Source organism: Staphylococcus sp. FSL W8-1270 (genome assembly GCF_038007165.1).
In the GTDB taxonomy this organism is placed as follows: Bacteria; Bacillota; Bacilli; order Staphylococcales; family Staphylococcaceae; genus Staphylococcus; species Staphylococcus hominis.
This window is the reverse complement of the sequence record NZ_JBBOWQ010000001.1, coordinates 927,044-945,882: the sequence shown is the minus strand read 5'-3', so window position 1 is coordinate 945,882 and position 18,839 is coordinate 927,044. Positions and strand designations below refer to the sequence as shown.

Annotated in this window: 22 protein-coding genes; 5 read left to right on the top strand and 17 right to left on the bottom strand. The window is 29.2% G+C overall.

Annotated elements, in window-relative coordinates:
• Nucleotides 1-120 precede the first annotated feature (120 nt).
• Both ntdP and mutY read right to left on the bottom strand, forming a co-directional pair.
• Entirely contained in the window at nucleotides 121-663 is a 543-nt protein-coding gene (gene ntdP, locus NSU06_RS04730; RefSeq protein WP_017175215.1) for a nucleoside tri-diphosphate phosphatase, read from the bottom strand.
• 92 nt (nucleotides 664-755) lie between these two features.
• On the bottom strand, nucleotides 756-1,802 hold the full coding sequence (mutY, locus tag NSU06_RS04725) for an A/G-specific adenine glycosylase (protein ID WP_017175216.1): 1,047 nt from the start codon (nucleotides 1,800-1,802) through the stop codon (nucleotides 756-758).
• Between the two features lie 135 nt (nucleotides 1,803-1,937).
• On the opposite strand from mutY, the gene NSU06_RS04720 reads away from it, so the two are divergent.
• On the top strand, nucleotides 1,938-2,915 hold the full coding sequence (locus NSU06_RS04720) for a metal-dependent hydrolase (RefSeq protein WP_017175217.1): 978 nt from the start codon (nucleotides 1,938-1,940) through the stop codon (nucleotides 2,913-2,915).
• Between the two features lie 117 nt (nucleotides 2,916-3,032).
• Here the strand turns inward: NSU06_RS04720 and NSU06_RS04715 are convergent, their stop codons facing one another.
• The 7 genes from NSU06_RS04715 to NSU06_RS04685 all read right to left on the bottom strand — a co-directional run bounded on the left by NSU06_RS04715 (nucleotide 3,033) and on the right by NSU06_RS04685 (nucleotide 8,670).
• Nucleotides 3,033-3,797, bottom strand: coding sequence for a teichoic acid transporter (locus NSU06_RS04715; protein WP_019835724.1), 765 nt, complete (start codon nucleotides 3,795-3,797; stop codon nucleotides 3,033-3,035).
• An 8-nt stretch (nucleotides 3,798-3,805) separates the two neighbouring features.
• Complete coding sequence (locus NSU06_RS04710) at nucleotides 3,806-5,323, bottom strand: ATP-binding cassette domain-containing protein (protein WP_017175219.1); 1,518 nt, start codon at nucleotides 5,321-5,323, stop codon at nucleotides 3,806-3,808.
• A 15-nt stretch (nucleotides 5,324-5,338) separates the two neighbouring features.
• Complete coding sequence (locus tag NSU06_RS04705) at nucleotides 5,339-5,653, bottom strand: YfhH family protein (RefSeq protein ID WP_002455132.1); 315 nt, start codon at nucleotides 5,651-5,653, stop codon at nucleotides 5,339-5,341.
• Nucleotides 5,646-6,449, bottom strand: a complete 804-nt coding sequence (gene recX / locus NSU06_RS04700; RefSeq protein ID WP_017175220.1) for a recombination regulator RecX — start codon at nucleotides 6,447-6,449, stop codon at nucleotides 5,646-5,648. The genes NSU06_RS04705 and recX overlap by 8 nt, the downstream gene beginning before the upstream one ends.
• A 168-nt stretch (nucleotides 6,450-6,617) precedes the next feature.
• Nucleotides 6,618-7,430 (bottom strand): monofunctional peptidoglycan glycosyltransferase SgtB, encoded by an 813-nt coding sequence (gene sgtB, locus NSU06_RS04695; protein ID WP_017175221.1) that lies wholly within the window; start codon nucleotides 7,428-7,430, stop codon nucleotides 6,618-6,620.
• A gap of 451 nt (nucleotides 7,431-7,881) precedes the next feature.
• Nucleotides 7,882-8,400: a type 1 glutamine amidotransferase domain-containing protein gene (locus tag NSU06_RS04690; protein WP_017175222.1), complete on the bottom strand. Its 519-nt coding sequence runs from the start codon at nucleotides 8,398-8,400 to the stop codon at nucleotides 7,882-7,884.
• 108 nt (nucleotides 8,401-8,508) lie between these two features.
• Nucleotides 8,509-8,670, bottom strand: a complete 162-nt coding sequence (locus tag NSU06_RS04685) for an SE1561 family protein (RefSeq protein ID WP_002450046.1) — start codon at nucleotides 8,668-8,670, stop codon at nucleotides 8,509-8,511.
• 143 nt (nucleotides 8,671-8,813) lie between these two features.
• Between NSU06_RS04685 and yfkAB the strand changes: the two genes are divergently transcribed.
• Nucleotides 8,814-9,959, top strand: coding sequence for a radical SAM/CxCxxxxC motif protein YfkAB (gene yfkAB, locus NSU06_RS04680; RefSeq protein WP_017175223.1), 1,146 nt, complete (start codon nucleotides 8,814-8,816; stop codon nucleotides 9,957-9,959).
• Between the two features lie 302 nt (nucleotides 9,960-10,261).
• Here the strand turns inward: yfkAB and NSU06_RS04675 are convergent, their stop codons facing one another.
• Genes NSU06_RS04675 through NSU06_RS04665 form a run of 3 tightly spaced genes read right to left on the bottom strand, consistent with a single transcriptional unit; the run spans nucleotide 10,262 to nucleotide 12,293 of the window.
• Nucleotides 10,262-10,795 carry an acyl-CoA thioesterase gene (locus NSU06_RS04675; RefSeq protein WP_017175224.1) on the bottom strand — a complete coding sequence of 178 codons (534 nt, stop codon included), beginning with the start codon at nucleotides 10,793-10,795 and terminating at the stop codon, nucleotides 10,262-10,264.
• Nucleotides 10,796-10,827: 32 nt separating this feature from the next.
• Complete coding sequence (locus tag NSU06_RS04670; RefSeq protein WP_017175225.1) at nucleotides 10,828-12,075, bottom strand: aminopeptidase; 1,248 nt, start codon at nucleotides 12,073-12,075, stop codon at nucleotides 10,828-10,830.
• An 11-nt stretch (nucleotides 12,076-12,086) separates the two neighbouring features.
• Nucleotides 12,087-12,293 carry a DUF1128 domain-containing protein gene (locus NSU06_RS04665; protein WP_002450082.1) on the bottom strand — a complete coding sequence of 69 codons (207 nt, stop codon included), beginning with the start codon at nucleotides 12,291-12,293 and terminating at the stop codon, nucleotides 12,087-12,089.
• 141 nt (nucleotides 12,294-12,434) lie between these two features.
• Between NSU06_RS04665 and NSU06_RS04660 the strand changes: the two genes are divergently transcribed.
• The 3 genes from NSU06_RS04660 (at nucleotide 12,435) to NSU06_RS04650 (ending at nucleotide 14,480) form a co-directional block, all read left to right on the top strand.
• Nucleotides 12,435-12,899: a low molecular weight protein-tyrosine-phosphatase gene (locus tag NSU06_RS04660; protein WP_017175226.1), complete on the top strand. Its 465-nt coding sequence runs from the start codon at nucleotides 12,435-12,437 to the stop codon at nucleotides 12,897-12,899.
• 5 nt (nucleotides 12,900-12,904) lie between these two features.
• Entirely contained in the window at nucleotides 12,905-13,186 is a 282-nt protein-coding gene (locus NSU06_RS04655; RefSeq protein WP_002450075.1) for a hypothetical protein, read from the top strand.
• Nucleotides 13,187-13,277: 91 nt separating this feature from the next.
• Nucleotides 13,278-14,480 (top strand): YihY/virulence factor BrkB family protein, encoded by a 1,203-nt coding sequence (locus NSU06_RS04650; protein ID WP_061815718.1) that lies wholly within the window; start codon nucleotides 13,278-13,280, stop codon nucleotides 14,478-14,480.
• A gap of 78 nt (nucleotides 14,481-14,558) precedes the next feature.
• Here NSU06_RS04650 and vraR read toward each other — a convergent pair whose 3' ends face one another.
• The 5 genes from vraR to map form a co-directional block, all read right to left on the bottom strand.
• Nucleotides 14,559-15,188 carry a response regulator transcription factor VraR gene (gene vraR / locus NSU06_RS04645; RefSeq protein ID WP_002450048.1) on the bottom strand — a complete coding sequence of 210 codons (630 nt, stop codon included), beginning with the start codon at nucleotides 15,186-15,188 and terminating at the stop codon, nucleotides 14,559-14,561.
• 1 nt (nucleotide 15,189) lies between these two features.
• Entirely contained in the window at nucleotides 15,190-16,224 is a 1,035-nt protein-coding gene (vraS, locus tag NSU06_RS04640) for a sensor histidine kinase VraS (protein WP_017175228.1), read from the bottom strand.
• Nucleotides 16,221-16,922 carry a cell wall-active antibiotics response protein VraT gene (gene vraT, locus NSU06_RS04635; RefSeq protein WP_017175229.1) on the bottom strand — a complete coding sequence of 234 codons (702 nt, stop codon included), beginning with the start codon at nucleotides 16,920-16,922 and terminating at the stop codon, nucleotides 16,221-16,223. Before vraT ends, vraS begins: the two co-directional genes overlap by 4 nt.
• A gap of 21 nt (nucleotides 16,923-16,943) precedes the next feature.
• The gene (locus NSU06_RS04630) at nucleotides 16,944-17,330 is read right to left on the bottom strand and encodes a hypothetical protein (protein ID WP_017175230.1); all 387 of its coding nucleotides are present in this window, start codon (nucleotides 17,328-17,330) and stop codon (nucleotides 16,944-16,946) included.
• Between the two features lie 676 nt (nucleotides 17,331-18,006).
• Nucleotides 18,007-18,759, bottom strand: a complete 753-nt coding sequence (gene map, locus NSU06_RS04620; RefSeq protein ID WP_017175231.1) for a type I methionyl aminopeptidase — start codon at nucleotides 18,757-18,759, stop codon at nucleotides 18,007-18,009.
• Nucleotides 18,760-18,839 lie beyond the last annotated feature (80 nt).

Here is an 18,839-nt window from a genome sequence, read left to right as displayed (position 1 = left end):
AATAGAGGTTGAACCCTCTATTCATAAACTCATTTATTTAAGAATAGGCAAGTAGTTTCAACCTCTTATTTATTACTCAAGTACTATAAACTAATTAATTACTATTTGCCTCAATTATGCTTAGTAATTACGAATTTTTTTATATCTTTGTTTCCAAACTTTTATAAAGTCAGGAGCGAAAGGACCTTTTTTCTGTTCTATCCATTGTTGTAAAATGTCTACATTTCTTCTGAGTATTACGTCTATTTCATGAGGATAATTCATTTGTTTCATATGTTGTTCATATTCATCCTCATCTAATAAATGATATTTACCATTTGGATAAACTTTAATATCTAAATCATAATCAATATATTTTAAAGCTTCTTCATCACATACAAAAGGCGAAGATAAATTACAGTAATAGTAAATACCATCTTCTCTAAACATGCAAATTACATTAAACCAATACTCAGAATGAAAGTACACGATTGCAGGCTCTCTAGTAATCCATGTACGTCCATCACTTTCAGTTACTAAGGTATGATCATTCCCACCAATGATGACGTGATCTGTTCCTTTTAAAATCGTTGTTTCAGACCATACTCTATGAATATTTCCATCATGTTTATAGCTTTGGATTTTTATATTTTCGCCTTCTTTAGGTATGGATTCTTTAACCATACTCCACACCACCTTTTAAAGTTTTTACAATTCGAATTATACCATATTTTTTTAAACTTCTTTAAAGAGATATAGAGAGATAATATGTTTTTCTATTTACCAACAATAAACTCATATATTTTACTCATTGATACTGGGAAAGAATAATCGTCTCGATTTTCTAAATCAAACCATTCCATAAAGTCTGGTAATTGTGCTGAGTCAATATTTATATCTTCAATCACACTATAAACATTTAAATTCCAAGTTTTATGTGTAAATTGATGCTTTAATTGAAATATTGCGTTCTCAGCTAAAGTTAATGACTGGTTTAACTTATATTCTAGTTTTTGAATCCCATTAGGACTTTCAAACATCGGAAATTGCCACATACCATTAAGTAGCTTTTCTTGACGTTTTTCAATCAGATATTGACCTTTCTGATTTCTGACTAAAAAAACCTCCTGATTAATTATTTTCTTAGCTTGCTTTTTAGTCTTGATAGGTAACTCTAACGTAGTTCCTTTTCGAAATGCTTCACAATTTTCCTGCACTGGACAAAATAGGCATAACGGATTCTTAGGTGTACATATTGTTGCACCTAATTCCATCATTGATTGATTAAACGTACCCGCTTCTTCTTGTACAAAAGGTTGAAGCTCTTTTTCAAATGATTTTCTAGTAGATTGTAATTTGATATCACGATAGTCATTATTAAGTCGAGTCCATACTCTAAACACATTTCCATCTACAGTAGCTAAAGGGCGATTAAAAGCAATACTCATTACAGCTGCTTGAGTATATGGACCTACTCCCTTTAATTCACCAAAAACTTTAGGGGATGATGGCACTTCACCATTATAATTATGATGTACTTCTTTAATTGCTGTATGAAAATTGCGGGCACGGCTATAATATCCAAGACCTTCCCAATACTTTAATACTTCATCTTCTTCTGCTTCACTTAACGCTTTAACTGTAGGAAATCGATGAATAAATTTATTGTAATAATCAATGACCGTTTTAACTTGTGTTTGTTGAAGCATAACTTCACTTAGCCATATATAATATGGATTAGTTGTTTCTCTCCAAGGCATTTCTCGTTGATTTTTCTCAAACCATGTCACAATATTATTTTTAAATGTCGTTTCATTTAACATTAAATTATCCTTTCTCTTACATAAAAAAATTTATAAGTTATAATACTTTCTAATATTTGATAAGTATCTTAATTTTGTTATTCTAATTTTTAGATTATAATATATATTAAATCAAGATGAAAAGAGTGAACTTTTATGGATACAGCCACTCATATTGCTATCGGCATTGGACTAACTGCTTTAGCTACACAAGACCCAGCAATGTCACATTCTATGACAGCTACTGCAACAACTTTAATTGCGGGTTCTTTAATACCTGATGGCGATACGGTTTTAAAATTAAAAAATAATGCAACTTATATTTCACATCATCGTGGTATTACACATTCCATACCCTTTACGATTTTATGGCCAATATTACTTGCTTTTATAATATACGTTATCTTTCCACATGTAGATGTGACTCATATATGGATGTGGGCTCAGTTAGCGGTCTTTTTACATGTTTTTGTAGATATCTTTAATTCATATGGTACACAAGCACTTAGACCTATATCAAATAAGTGGATACAACTCGGTGTAATCAATACATTCGATCCAATTATTTTTTTAATATTATGTATTGGAATCACGCTATGGTTATTAGGCATTCATCCATATCTAGTGTTCTTTCCAATTATTGGCGTTTTAATTATTTATTATATCGTTAGATTTAAAATGCAATCAATAATCAAATCTCAAGCGTTGAAACTCATTCATGATGAACATCATCCTGTGAAAATTTTTGTTGCACCTACTATGAAATTTATGGAATGGCGTGTAGCTATTCAAACTGAAAGCTATGATTATGTAGGTAGAGCTTATGGTCGTAATATAACGTTTAGTGATAAAGTAAAACGTCAACAATTCTCATCTGATACACTTTTATGGCAAATAAAAAGTAATCCTGAAATAAGAACGTTTTTAAAATTCTCTTCTATCTATCGTTGGCAAATACGTAAACTTGATGATCAAACAACTGAGATAAGATTGATAGATTTACGTTATCTAAATAAAGGACATTATTCTTTTGCAGCAATTGCACATCTTACTCAAGATCAAAAAATTGACCATTCCTATATTGGATGGGTATTTACAGAAGAAAAACTTCAAAAAAAATTGTACTCTCATTAATCTATTAACTTTAACTATAATTTAAACAACCCCTAGATGACTTATTGACAGTCATTTAGGGGTTATTATTATAAAATTATAAAAAATATATGTTATTTATAACGATTCACTCATATATTAAATATATTCATATTTCTTATGGGCAACAAGTCGAGTTAAAATAAAATTGATAACTCCAATTAATACTAAAAAAGCAATAAAATAAATATGATACACAATATTGTACATATTTACAGCTCCAAAAACAATTGAAGATGATAATCCGTCAATCAAATAATATAATGGATTAATTTTTAATATTTGATCAATCATATTTGCCTTATTGTTAGGTATAAAAATGATAGGTACTAAAAAGAATAACACAATTGTTGCTACCACATAAAATTTAAATACTTTTTTACTTATTAAAGTCAATAAACTTAATGTTATTGATATAAAAACAATAAATATAATCGACATTAGTATAAAATAAACAAAAGATATCACCGATGTTTCAAGGTTTACTGGCTTAAAGATTGATGTAATCAATGATAAAACACAGATGATGATAGCCCCTATCAGTGCATTAAGGATGGGCGTAATAATAGGTGTGAGTTGAAATGATTTAGCAATAAGATAATCATACTTATATAATTTGAATGATTTATATATAATATAAGCAATGGTTACAAAAGTATAGAACGCAATCATTCGATATATCCATTGGGCCTTTTCAATTTCTTCTGTATTAAATAAATACATCACTCCAATTATGATACTAATGATAATTAATTGTATTAAAAATAAAATCACATCATATTTCCAAGTCTCTTTTACTTTTGCTTTAGCCAAATGTAAAAGAGATGGAAAATGTTTAAAATATAATATTAACTTATCTATCATGTTTACACCTACAATTCGATATAAATCCATTTACTATTTTTCATATCTGCAATTAAATATCCATTATTTAATTTTGAAATCCATACATTACTTTTAATATTAAATTTACGCTCTAATTTTGATTTATCTACTATAGGAAATACAAAACCAGTTAACTTATCCTCATCATTAAATAACATTTTAATAGGTTGTTGTGTAATAGGCACCACAAATCGTTGATCTTTTTCAGGAACAAGCGTCTTTTTCACTTGCTTATGTGGTTTATGTAATTGAGTATTAAAATAATCAACATACTTACTGTAGTTTGACTTCATATAAGGCGCTAAAGTACTAAATTTATGCGTTTCATATAATGCAGCAGGATTAAAATAATAAATTTTGTTCTTACCTACTTCATATGTATCATCATCGACAATTAAGCGGTATTTTGAAGCACTTTCTCCAGTAATCGTCACAAAAGAATATTTTGGCATTTCAATATCTTGATGATTTGATAATGTCACTTCATCATGTAGAACAATTCCATAAGACAATTTATTTTCAAAAGAATCCGTGTCTTGATTTTGAACTTTCTTCTGAGATTCGTTGATAGGAATTTCAATTTTCCCTATATTATTCACTACCAGTGCGCCAAGTAACACTAAGACGATTAACGTTGAAACTAAAAGCGTCCAAAATTTAACTATAAAATCCGGAACTTTAACATGTTTGTATCGTTCGACTCTTTTAAAGTTATAACTCATTTCCGGCAATCTACTTCTACTTTTCTTCCAATCCAAATCAAAATTCTTAAGTGTTTCTTCATCTTCGATACTTAATCTATCTCTTTCATGATCATTAAATACTGGTAAAACGTCATTTAAAGACCCTTCCATACGCACTTGTCCGTGAGAAATCCATGTAACATAGTTACTTACTTGAGATATTTTAGAAATATCATCGTCTACAAATATAATTGATAAGTCATTAGACACATAGTCTTTTGAAAGTTGTTTCGCCTTATTTAAAAAAGCTTCATCAAGATATTCGAGAATATGACTTAAAATAATAATTTCTGTTTTACAAACTCTTGCAACACTTAAAATCAATTGCGCATACTCAGAGTGACTAAGTTTATTCACTTGAATCGAAGATTTATCATCTAAATGCGCATATTTAATAATTTGATCGACAATATGTGAAGACGTCTCGTAATTAAATAAGCATTGTGTTTCTTCAATATAACTTTTAACAGACATATTTAATAAATGTTTGTTTTTTATATCTCCATAATAAATACTTGCTGATTGTACAACTTTCCCTCTATCAGGTGCAATATCTTGTGCCATAATTCTTCCAATCAATGTTTTGGATGAACCAGGTTCTCCTATGAGTGCAAGAGCTTCTCCTTGATAAATGTGTAAAGTTATTTTATTTAATTCTATGTCTTCCGCGCCATATCCAAACGGCAAATACCACTTTCTATTCTTTTGGTTTCTATAGTATTGTGTAACATTTAATAATTTTAAAACGATTGAACTTCCCATTTGTGTTACATCCTTCTAAATTTTTAATAATGCAATGGGTAAACCCTCTTCAGGATTCGTACTATTTATTCTATAACCCCAAGCAAAAACCCCTTTTAAACGTTCAACTTTAAAGTATTGTTCACTACCATCATTTAATTTATACATTCTGCCTATATTAATTTTAGAACGATCGACTAAATAACTCTCAGCTACAATGACTTTACTTTCATAAACATCATATTCATTCATTATGCCATTCATTTCAGCTTTACGCATTTTTTCTTTACATAATTGTATTTCATGTCTCAATTCCTGTTCAGACATTTCACTTAATCTTTTGTCACTCATCTAAAATACCACTTTCTGCTAATTTAATTTTTATTTTATCATAATTATATCCTTTTCTCATAAGTGCTTCTATTGTTTTCATTTTTAATGTATTACCATCATATTTACGACATTGTTTATTATAAACTTTTTCTAAATCCTTTTGTAATAAGTCATCTAGCACTTCTTCGTCTTGAGCAAAGTCTAACTCATTAAGTACATATTGTGCAGTTTCTATTGTATATCCTTTTTGGATTAAGCTATGCATTACTTTTTGCTTTACTTTAACAACAGGACCTTTTTTAGTTTTCATTATTTTTTTAGCAACATGAATGATAGATTCTATAGGTTGCTCTTCTTCATATCGTTTAACATATCTATCTATAATATTAGGTTCTACTCCAACTTGGTATAGTTTTTGTTTAAATACTTCAGGTCCTTTATCTGTTGTGTTGATCATTGTATTTTTTAAACTTTCAGCATAATCTTCATGATTAATATATTGCTCTTTATAACAATATTCAATCACTTTTTCTACTGCCATTTCATTAATATCATTCTTTTTCAAATAATCACTAACTTCTTTTTCAGTTCGTTTTTTATATGATAAATATTGTATTGCCATATTAACTCCTAGACGATAGTGTTCGTATTTTTGAATTTTTTCCATTTCTGCAGCATCTATCATTTGATTCTTTTTCAAATTGAATTTAACGAGTGTATCTATATCAATTCCCATTTCAAATGCTTCGTCAAGAAAGAGATTAAATCGTTCTTTATTATTTTTTTGAACTTCTATTTTAGTAATTTTCGGCATCATTATTCTCCTCATACTAATTAAAAATTGTATTTTAATAATATATTTATTTTATAACAGAAAATCTAACACATATAGTATTTGATATTAAAAAAGAGCGAAATGGAAGTTTATTTATTCTCATTCTCACTCTTAGTTTATATTTAATTAAATTGTTATATTACTATATTAATAATTATTAAGTTGCGATAAGGCTTCTTGATATTGACTGTCAGAAATATAATTCTGTTGTCTCATTTTTTCTAAATTCACTTTAATTCGATTCTTGAAATTATTTGATACGTTATTAATATCATATACACTTGGGGCATTAACTTTACTTGCTAGCATTGCACTTTGTAATACAGTAATAATCGGATAACTACTATTATTTTGATTTGTAGTTGCACCAAAATAGTAATTTGCTGCACTTTCAATATCATATTGATTATTACCATAGTAAATATTATTCAAATAAAAACTTAATATCTGATTTTTACTGTATTGCTGTTCAACTTTATGCGCGACAAATAATTCTTTTAGTTTACGTGTAAATGAACGTTCATTATTGTAATAATAATTTTTTACAGTTTGTTGAGTAATGGTGCTCCCGCCTTGTACCTCACGTTCACCAATCGTTGAAAATAATGCACGTGTTGTCCCTTTGATATCGAATCCATGATGTTTAGAAAAACGTTCATCTTCCATAGATATAAATGCGCCCTTAACATAATTCGGCATATTGTCTGATGATACAAAATTACTCTTATTTTCAATCGTTTGTAAATCATCGACATTCGCTCTAGATGATAAAAAATACATTAATCCAGTAAACAAAGCAAATATAATCAGAAATATAATAAACATTCTTAGAAAGAGCCGTTTACTTTTCTTCTTTTTCGGTGGTGAACCCACAGGTTGATAATAGGTATTATAATAAGGCTCATTTTGATAATAAGTTGTTTTCTCTTTTGGATAGTTATCTCTTTGTCTTCTTTTCATGGGATTGCTCCTTTACTTAAAGGTCACTCTATAATTGAGAGTTTAACAGTAAGTATTATTTTTATCTATATAAACAATCAAAAATCAGTCTCAAGGTGTATCATTGGTTTTTATATCGCTCAAATTTTCAAGTTACTTTGAAGAAGATAGAGAAGGATTTTTTAAAGATGGATAAGCGGATTTAAAAAACGATATTAAGTTCATAAATATATGAATTTTTAAAAGTAACATTTAAAACGTATTTTCTCCATTTCTAGAAAACAAGGAAAACAAATCAATCAGACGCTTATGAATTGACACGACTTGTAATGATACATTCTCAGTTTCATTGGAGCCTATCCAGAATACAGTTACATTGTAATTCAATCATCGACTATCAACACATTAAAAATGCCTGAGACAATTACACATGTCTCAGGCTCAAATATAACTTTCAAAAAGTTATTTTAAATTAATCATTTAATTTTTTAACGATTTCTCTATTGAAATCATCTAAATCATCAGGTACACGACTTGTTACAATATTATTATCAACTACTACTGATTCATCAACAACATTGGCACCTGCATTTGATAAATCTTTACGAACATTTAATACTGCAGTTAAAGTGCGACCATTTAAATCATCAGTATCAATTAAAACTTGAGGTCCGTGACAAATAGCAAATGTTGGAACATCATTTTTAGTAAAGTATTTTGCAAATGTTCCATAACGTCCTTCTGCATCTCCACGTAAATTATCTGGAGAGAAACCACCAGGAATTAATATTGCATCATAATTTTCTGGTTTAGCATCAGCAATACTTACATTTACTGTAACTTTTTCGCCATGTTTCCCAACAACTTCAGCGTTCGCAGTATCTCCAATAACTTCAGTTTCAAATCCTGCTTCTTCTAATGCTTCTTTAGGACTTGTTAATTCTATATCTTCAAATTCATCAGCTAAAATAATTGCTACTTTTTTAGTCATAACCAAAATCACCTTTTCTTTCGTTTTATTATATTTAATTATAGACAAATTTAAGATGGTTTAAACATAAATATTAAATTTAGTTAAAAACTTTTTCATACTCCACAATTACTTAGAAACTAACTTAACTTTTTCTTCTAATTGATCTAATAATCCAATCCATTCATCAATATCTTTTACACTTACTTCATCAGGATTAACGTGGTCAATATCTTCTAAAAATTTAGACAATCTTGTTTTAATTTGTTCAATAGTTTGTTTTTCATCCATCGGAATTTAACTCCTTATATATAATATTTTTAGCTTTTATTCATAACTATCCTAACAAAATTTGACAAAAAGAGATATAATTCTAATAATATTTATTGTAATTTTATAAAGAAGAATGTTTTAAAAGTTTAGGAGTTTTTATAATGACAACATCAAAAATTAAACAAGCAATCTCAATTTATAATGATCCGTGGGAAGCTTATAATGATATTAAACAATTCGATCAACTCACTTTGAGTAATGTAGAATTTACCACAACAAATTTATGTAATATGAGATGTAGTCACTGTGCAGTTGGTTATACATTACAAACAAAAGATCCTGATCCATTACCTATGAATCTTATTTATCAACGTTTAGATGAAATTCCCAATTTACGTACTATGTCGATTACAGGTGGAGAACCTATGTTTTCAAAGAAATCTATAAATAATGTTGTTAAACCATTATTAAAATATGCGCATCAAAGAGGCATATATGTGCAAATGAATTCTAATTTAACGTTACCTCAAGATCGATATCTAGAAATTGCTGAGTATATTGATGTCATGCACATTTCTCATAATTGGGGTACCATCCAAGAATTTGCAGAGGTGGGCTTTGGCGCAATGAAAAAACAACCTCCTTTAAAAGCAAAGTTAAAATTATATGAACAAATGCTAGATAATGCTAGTACATTATCTGACCAAGGGATGTTTGTTTCAGCAGAAACAATGTTAAATCAAAATACCCTACCACATTTAGAAAACATACATAAAGAAATTGTTAATGATATGAAGTGTAGTCGTCATGAAGTTCATCCTATGTATCCAGCAGATTTTGCAAGTCAACTCAATGTATTATCATTAAAAGACATGAAGCAAGCTATTCATCATTTATTAGACATTCGTGATAAAAATACTTGGATGTTATTTGGTACTCTCCCAATCTATCCTTGCATAAACGATGAAAATGACCAACTTTTACTTGAACGATTAAGAAATGAAAAAAATGTTACTGTTCGAAATGACCCAGATGGCCGTAGTCGCTTAAATGTAAATGTATTTAGTGGGGACGTTATTGTAACAGATTTTGGTGATGAAAACGGAACAATTTCTAATATTAAAAATGATAAGCTCACAGATGTATTTGATGCTTGGTTATCAACAGATTTAGCAAAATCTTTAAATTGTCATTGTGAAGCTTTCCAATGTTTAGGACCAAATGTATTAGTTAAAAATATGTATTATCCAAATACAAACTTTAGAGAAAATGAAATCACAATGCACACTGAACATAGTTTTCAATAAAATTAAAAGAAACTGGGACATAATTCCTAGCAAAATAGCCAGTAAATGAGTTTATTGTAAACTCATTTACTGGCTATTTTATTTACAATACTGCGTATTGTTGACTCGCTTTCTTAGGGCACAACTTCAGCCTGTAGTCTTTAGCATATCCTATTGCCTCAAGAGTCTCACCAAAACACTTTGTATTTATATGTAATTTTACATTGAATTATTTTTAAAAAACAAGGCCCTAAAACCCTTTCGTATAATTTAAAGTCAATACATATAATTTATATCATATGTATTGACTTTTATTATAAATCTTAAATATCTTCTATGTGCTGTGCTTCAGATAAAAATTCAATGGTTTTTTTACTTTCTTCACGTCGTTCTTTTCTTCGTTGAACACGTTTTGGTGCTCCTTCATAGAACCACTTTTCTATTTTAGTTTCAGGGTACACTTTAGGAATACGTGTTGGTTTTCCATTTTCATCTAGGGCAACAAATGTTAAAAAGCTCAATGCTGCTAAATGTCTTTCCTTATTTAGCACATCTTCAATAATAATTTGCACACAAATTTCCATTGAACTTGATCCTGCGTAACTTACCATTGCTTCATAAGACGTAATATCCCCTGTTTTTATAGGTCTTAAAAAATCCACCGAGTCAGTAGAAGCAGTAACCACTTGTGCATTCGCATGTTTCATAGCTGTAATTGCAGCTATTTCATCAATATTAGCCATCAATGATCCACCAAACATTGTATGGTGATGATTGGTATCTTGAGGAAATACTTGTCGTGTTTTAATACTTTTTGATTCAGACATAGATTTTTTATTAACTTGAGAATTTGACATACTTTATTTCTCCTATTCCTAATTTAAATGAGTTATTGTGCCCAATTCCCATTTTCGAAAACTAATTCTTTAGAGCCGTCTTGTAAAATACCATATATCGTTAGATCTGAACTTCCAATCATAAAATCCACATGAACATTAGAATCATTTAACCCACTTGCTATTTTTTCTTCAGTAGACATTTCTGTGCCACCTTTAATATTAAACCCGTAGGCTGAACCAATAGCAAGATGACAAGATGCATTTTCATCAAATAGAGTATTATAAAAGATAGTATTACGATTTGAAATTGGCGAATCATCTGGAACTAGAGCAACTTCTCCTAATCGCTTAGAGCCTTCATCTGTGCTAATTAAATCTTTTAAAACTTCTTCACCTTTTTCTGCTTTAACATCGATAATTTCACCATTTTTAAATGTTAAAGTGAATCCATCAATAATATTACCATTATAACTTAATGGTAATTTATTAGTTACATAGCCATCTACATGATTTCTATCTGGTGCAGTAAATACTTCTTCCGTTGGGATGTTAGCAATAAATGGTTGTTGATTTCCATTTACATAGCTTGTTGCATCTTCCCAAATATGTCCTTTTGGTAGTCCTACTGTTAAATCAGTGCCTTCAGACATATAATGTAATGCCTTATAATTTTTTTCTTGAAGTTTATTTGCATGTACACTTAGAGATTTCACATGTTGCTCCCAATTTGTTATTGGGTCATTTCCATCCACACGTACAATTTCGAATACTTCATCGATAAATTGACTGTATGCTTCTTCTTCAGGCAAATTAGGATATACACGTTTTGCCCATGCTTTAGATGGAAATGCAGCTACTACCCATGGAAATGCATTTTTTTGGCTACCTTCCATATACCCTTTGAATGCTTGTCCATAATTAAACTGAGACGCTTTTAATTTTTCTGCATCAATGCCATTTAATAAATCTGGATCACCGGAAATAAGTGCTAAATTCGCTGCTCCTCTACGAGCATAATCCATACGCTCTTCAACATCATAAGCTTTAACAGCATGATTTTCAAAATAATCAACAGCTTCATTTTCATATTTTAAGCGTTCTAAAATAGGATCTGTATATACCACTCTTACATCTGAAGCGCCTTCTTTATAGGCTACTTCGACAATTAAGCGCGTTAATTCTATAGTTTCTACAGAAGTTCTTATAAACACAGGTTGATTTTGTTGAACGTTCATACCTACCTTTACTAATAATTCTGCATATTGTTTTAATTTGTCTTGATAATCTTGATTGGCCATTTAAATTCTCCTTACTCGTGACGTAAATTACCTAATTCATCAGCAATTGCTGTAATTTCACTTGGTGAAAATGAATCTTTAGACATAACAAAATCATGAATGTCTTTAATATCCTTTGTATCTGTATCTTTAAATTTTTCTGGATTAATTAAAGATTGATTTACAATATTTAATTTTTTTCGAATATTTTTAATCATTTGTTCATTATTCTGTGCCATTTGTTTCACCTCTTTATTATCATATTTTATCAAAGTATAAAAATTTATTAAACTTTTATAGAAATTAGTAAAATTATGGCTTTATAAATGTTAAAAATAACTATAAAATAGTTTATATATTAAAGTTTGGAGGAGTACAAGATGGTAGATGTAGCTTTTGTATGTCTTGGAAATATTTGTCGTTCTACAATGGCTGAAGCAATCATGCGTCAACGATTAAAAGAACGCGGTATTTCTGATGTTATTGTACATTCTAGGGGTACTGGACGTTGGAATTTAGGTGAACCTCCTCATCAAGGTACTCAAAAAATTCTGAAACAACACCATATACCTTTTGATGGTATTGTTAGTGAATTATTTGAACCTGATGATGATTTTGATTATATTATCGCTATGGACCAAAGTAATGTGGATAATATTAAATCAATTAATCCCAATCTTAAAGGTCAATTGTTCAAATTGCTAGAATTTAGTAACATGGAAGAGACTGATGTGCCTGATCCTTATTACACAAATAATTTTGAAGGTGTATATGACATGGTACAATCATCTTGTGACAATTTAATAGATTTCATCGTTAAAGATACTAATTTGAAAGAGGGGTAACTAAAATGGAAAACAAATTTGTTCCAGGTATTATTATTGGTGCTATCGTTGGTGGAGCTGCTACTTTAGCAGATAAATCAACACGTAATGCATTAGTACAATCATTCAAAGACATTAAAGAAGGTAATCGTTCTCGTAAACCTTCTAAAATTACTTCAATTAAAAATGAAGTATTGTATTGGAAAGATACGATCGAAGAAATTCGTCGTAATAATCCAGAATTAGAAAAATCAATTAAAGATGCTAAAGATACATTTGTAAATCGTAAAAACAATCGTCTTAGCTAATCAAATATAATTGACAGAAAATAAAGGCAAAATTCCTTTTTACTTAGGTAGTTTTGCCTTTATTTTAGAATTAATTTTTAAGGAGACGCCTATGTCAAAAAAAAATCAATCAAACTCTAAGTACCTTAACTCTATTAAGGAAAAAGAGACAGAAAATAAAGAGAAAATAAAGGTTGATCGTACATACGTAGAACCTCAGGAATTTCAATCAAAAAAGCCTAAAAAAGATAAACAAGTTTTTTTCGTTTCTAGATTAAATAAACCTGCAAAATATACTAAAAATTCTAATTTTTTATCTTATCTTGTTTATCGTATTGGTAAAGATGATGCTTCAGGTTTAGCGGCTCAAATGACGTATCACTTTGTATTAGCTTTATTCCCAATGTTAATCTTTTTATTAACTTTATTACCATTATTCCAAATTGATCCTCAGCAAATTAAAGACTTAGTTAGTCAAAATGCTCCTGCTGAGACTGCTGACGTTGTTACTAAAATTTTTAAAGATATTACAAGTAACTCTAGTGGTAGCTTATTATCAGTTGGTTTGATTTTAGCTATTTGGTCAGCATCAAATGGTATGACAGCAATTATGAATTCATTTAATGTTGCTTATGATGTTGAAGATGCTCGTAATCCTATTGTTCTTAAATTATTAAGCATTTTGTTTACAATTGTTATGGCTATTGTATTAGCTATAGCTCTAACATTACCTACATTTGGTAATTTTATTAAAGATCATCTATTTGGTCCGTTAGGTTTAGATCAACAAGTCGCTTGGATATTTGATTTAGTGCGTATATTGTTACCACTTATTGTTATTATTATTTTATTCTTAACATTATATTCAGTAGCACCTAACGTTAAAACTAAGTTTAAATCTGTATATCCTGGTGCAATCTTTACTTCTATTGTATGGTTATTAGGATCATTTGCATTTGGTTGGTATTTATCTAACTTTGGCAACTATTCTAAAACATATGGTAGTCTTGCTGGAATCATCATTTTATTACTATGGATTTACATTACATGTTTCATTATCATTATTGGTGCTGAAATTAATGCAATTATTCATCAAAGACATGTCATTAAAGGTTCTACACCTGAAGAAGCTGCCTTAAAACATGATGATAATAATGAAAATCATTACAATGAGAATACAAAATATGAATACGATTCTACAGCATCATCTAAATATGAAAAAAATTATGATGTGGATCCTACACCCAATGATAAACATAGTGAACAAGACTCTTTTGTTGATAAAATTAAAGATAAATTTGATAAAGATAAATAGCTATAGAAAAGAAAACTTTTAACGAAAAACCTCCTTATGAGATAGTCATTTTTTGACTTCTTTATAAGGAGCTTTTTATTATTGAATTAAATTATGTTGGAATGCATAAATAACCGCTTGTGTTCTATCTTGTACCTCTAGTTTACTTAAAATATTACTCACATGTGTTTTTACTGTTTTAATTGTAATATGTGAAGCACTGGCAATTTCTTGATTAGAATAGCCTTTAGCAATTAATAACAATATTTCCATTTCACGTTCAGTGAGCATTTCATATAATTCTGCTTTCTTCTTCATTCTATTTCTCATTTTTACTAAAACTTCTGGCTCGAATACAGATTCTCCACGATATGTTTTTCTAACTGCTTCTGCAATATCACTGGCACTTGTCGTTTTTAATATATAACTATCAACCCCTGCATCAAGTGCTCTATATACTTCTTTATCTTCTATAAAACTTGTTAACATGACTACTTTGATATGAGGCAAATCTTTTTTTATTTGTGTCGTCGCTTCTACACCGTCCATATCATTCATTAACAAATCCATTAAAATTAAATCAGGATTTAACGTATGTGCTTTTTCAATTGCCTCTTTTCCTGATGATCCTTCTCCTACTACTTCAATATCAGATTGAGTAGATAAATAACTTGAAATACCAATTCTAACCATTTCATGATCGTCTACAAATAATACTTTAATCGTCATATTAACCCTCCTCTTTCGTTAAAGGTGCTTTTACCTCTATTCTAGTTCCTGAATCTGGTAGAGATACGATATGAAACGTTGCACCTATTTCTAATGCACGTTCTCTCATATTTTTCAATCCATAACTTTGTTCTACTTTTTCATCTACGTTAAAGCCTTTACCATTATCTTGAATTCTTAATAATAAATAATCTTGATGATTAAATAATTCGACTGTCACTTTAGTTCCATCAGAATGTCTTAATGTATTTGAAATTGCCTCTTGTGTAATTCGAAATAGATGATCTTCAATTCCTTTAGGCACTTTAAAATCTTGTATATCATAAATGACTTTCATAGGTACTTTCTTTTGTAAATCAATGACTAAATCTTTAATACCTTCCCCTAATGATTTATCCTTGAGTCCTAAAGGTCGCAAATGTAGTAACAGCGCTCGCATCTCTAATTGAGATTCTTGTATCATTTTCTCAAGTACTGGAATTTGTTGGTTAAGGGGTGGTTCTAGTTCTGTTTCTTTTATCGCTGATAACATCATACTTGCTGCGAAAAGTTGTTGACTTACTGAATCGTGTAATTCCCTTGCTAAACGCTGACGCTCATCTTCTATAATTTTTTTTACTTTAATGTCATTCATATTGTAGTTTTCATTTGTTAAATTTTGAGTTTTGATTCTTAATCGCTGTAATTCTTGATTTAAAGGCACTAACATTTGATAAATATCAATTGTTTCATTATATAGTTCTATGTTTTTATCATTAATACCTACCGTTTCACCTTCAATGGCGTGTTCAATTTGATTCTTTATCCAATCATTTTGCTGATTTATTTTATAAGCTAATACAGAGCCAACGATAATACAAAGTAAAATAATCACTAAATTAAGAAATAGAAACACAGGTATACCAAATATTTGAGTATAGAACATTCCTTGAAAATATATAATATTTACAAAAACTTTATCTATAAATAAAAACGCAGTTAGCATGCTATACACTAAAATAAGCATGGATCCTATTGCTCTTAAATAGTGATTCATCGATAAATCACCTCAACATCACCAATAAATGTTGATACATATATATTTACACTATAATTTTCTTCTTTCGGTTTTTCTTCTACTTGGACATGATTATTTTCTACTTTATATGCTTCTCCATTTATATAAGCGGTACCATAAAATGATGCCATGTGAAGATTAATATTATAATTAACTGGAACAATCAGTTGTACTTTACCTAAAATATGTCTAACTACAATCGTATTATTTTCTTTGATGTTTGCTGCTTTTGTCATATCAATATGAATATCTCCAACCCCATGTTGAATTTGCACATCTTCCCATTTATATACATATACTGGAGTACGTTGTTCACCTAGCCAACGTTGTTTAATAAATTGAGGAGAGGTCACTTCTTCTTCCGAGGCCACAATCTTCAAAGGTTTAAATTTAAAAACTAAGTATCTAATAATGATTATTACTAAAAATATAAATAAAATAATAATCGTATATTTGTTGGATAACAAGGTAAACGCTATGAGTAGTGCTCCTATCCAAAACGCCAATAACCCTCTTACTTTATGAAAGTAAAGGTACCCTACATAAATTAATATACATCCTAATAATAAAATAAATAAATATCCAATTTTTTCAAAAAAGATGTAATAAAAGTTAGCGATAATCATTAGCGCTGTAAAAATAATTAATAATTCAGTAGATATATATTTACGTGTCAATGTGTCGCCTCCTGATTTTAATTAAGCTACATAACTCATTTGTTCAATTATTGCATATTGTTCTTCTGCAGCAATACGTTCTTTCGTACAACGATGAATACTAGCTTCAATTTTGGCATAATATGCTTCAAATTTATCTAATCGTTGTTTTAATAAATCTATTTCATTATTATGAACTTCCTGAGCATTCTTTATATTGTACATATTTATCATATCAATATACTTATTCTCTAGTGTAGCAGATAAACTGTCAATTAAAGTATTGATTTTTTCTTTTTTATTTTTTAAATATTTTATATATCGTTCCATACTCTGAAGCTTATCATCTAATAATGAACGATAATCATTAATATTATTTTTTATAATTATTTTTAAAAAGTGTTGTAAATATAAATCTAAATAATTCATAGAACCACCTCGTTGTTTACTAAACTTTATTATAAATGAGTGGAATCTTACTTAATATAGTCCTAGGAACCATTTTCTTCTCATACTTAAGTACGATTAATTTTAATTTAAAAATAAGGATATGAGTTGAATACTATTGAAAAGAGTGATTTAAGGTGGTATCCATATATCTTAAACATTTTTTACTTCACATGTTCAAATTTAGTTTTTCATTTATCGCTGATACTAACTATTTATTATTTGGTGTTGTGTTTTTAAAGTCTATTCTTTTAGGTGTTTCAGTAAAATGTGTATTTTGTAATATTGTTCAGTCGATTCGCTTTGACTAATTAAGCTATTTTTTGGTAGCTTTATTTTTGATTACATGTTTTATGTCCACTCTTATTTGGAAATTTGGCAAAGTAGAACAACGTTGGTCATAAAAAAGCCTAAGACATCATTGTTGTCTTAGGCATAGAAATTGTCTTTTTTCACTTATCCAGAAACTTTATGTTCCGGACTCTTTTTAATATACTAATAATTCTTGAAAATACATTTTATCACAAGTTTTTTCAACATCATCAGAGACGCTGAATCCCAACATAGAGACGTTCTTTATGGAACATCTCTATGTTGTGGAATCATTATCAGTATGGGACGACGACATCAAAATGACTTCTTTTCAACTTCATTTTTCTTAATCAATTTTTGTTGTTAACATCGGACCATCTTTCGTAACAATGACAGTATGCTCAATTTGGGCCACAAAGCTTTTATCTTTAGTTTCAAATGCCCAGTCATTTTTGCCTTCAGTAACAAATGTTGCTTTAGATGAAATAAAAGGTTCTACTGCAATGACTACGCCTTCTTTTAAAAGCGTCTTATCTTTAGGATCATAATAATTCATAACATGACTTGGCGCTTCATGTAAAGATTGTCCTACACCATGACCTGTTAAATTTTTAATAACAGTTAAATCATTTTTACGTGCTGTAGCATGTACCGCTTTACCAATATTACTTAGTTTTGTACCTGGTTTTACTTTAGCCATTGCTGCATCAAATGCTTCAAGTGCTACATCACATACTTTTTGTTTTAAAGGGTTATCCGCTTCTCCTACTACAAAAGAAATGCCAGTATCTGCATAATATCCATTTTTTAATGCTGAAACATCTATATTAACTAAGTCCCCTTCACGAATAACACGTTTACCAGGTATTCCATGAGCGACTTCTTCATTAACACTAATACAAGTTTGACCTGGGAATTTTTCATCATGAATAGGTGCTGAGATTGCACCATGTTCTTCAAATAATTCTTTAGCGATATTGTCTAATTCTTTTGTAGTAATACCAGGTTTAGTTGCTTCTTGCATTGTATCTCGCACTTTTGCACATATATATCCTATTTCTTTTAACGCTTGTAATTCTTCATCTGTTTTTACAATCATATTATCCCGTTCCTTTTTAAAAAATATTCCACCTTATTATACCAAAAATTTTTTGATATACTAAATAAGAAATGTAATAT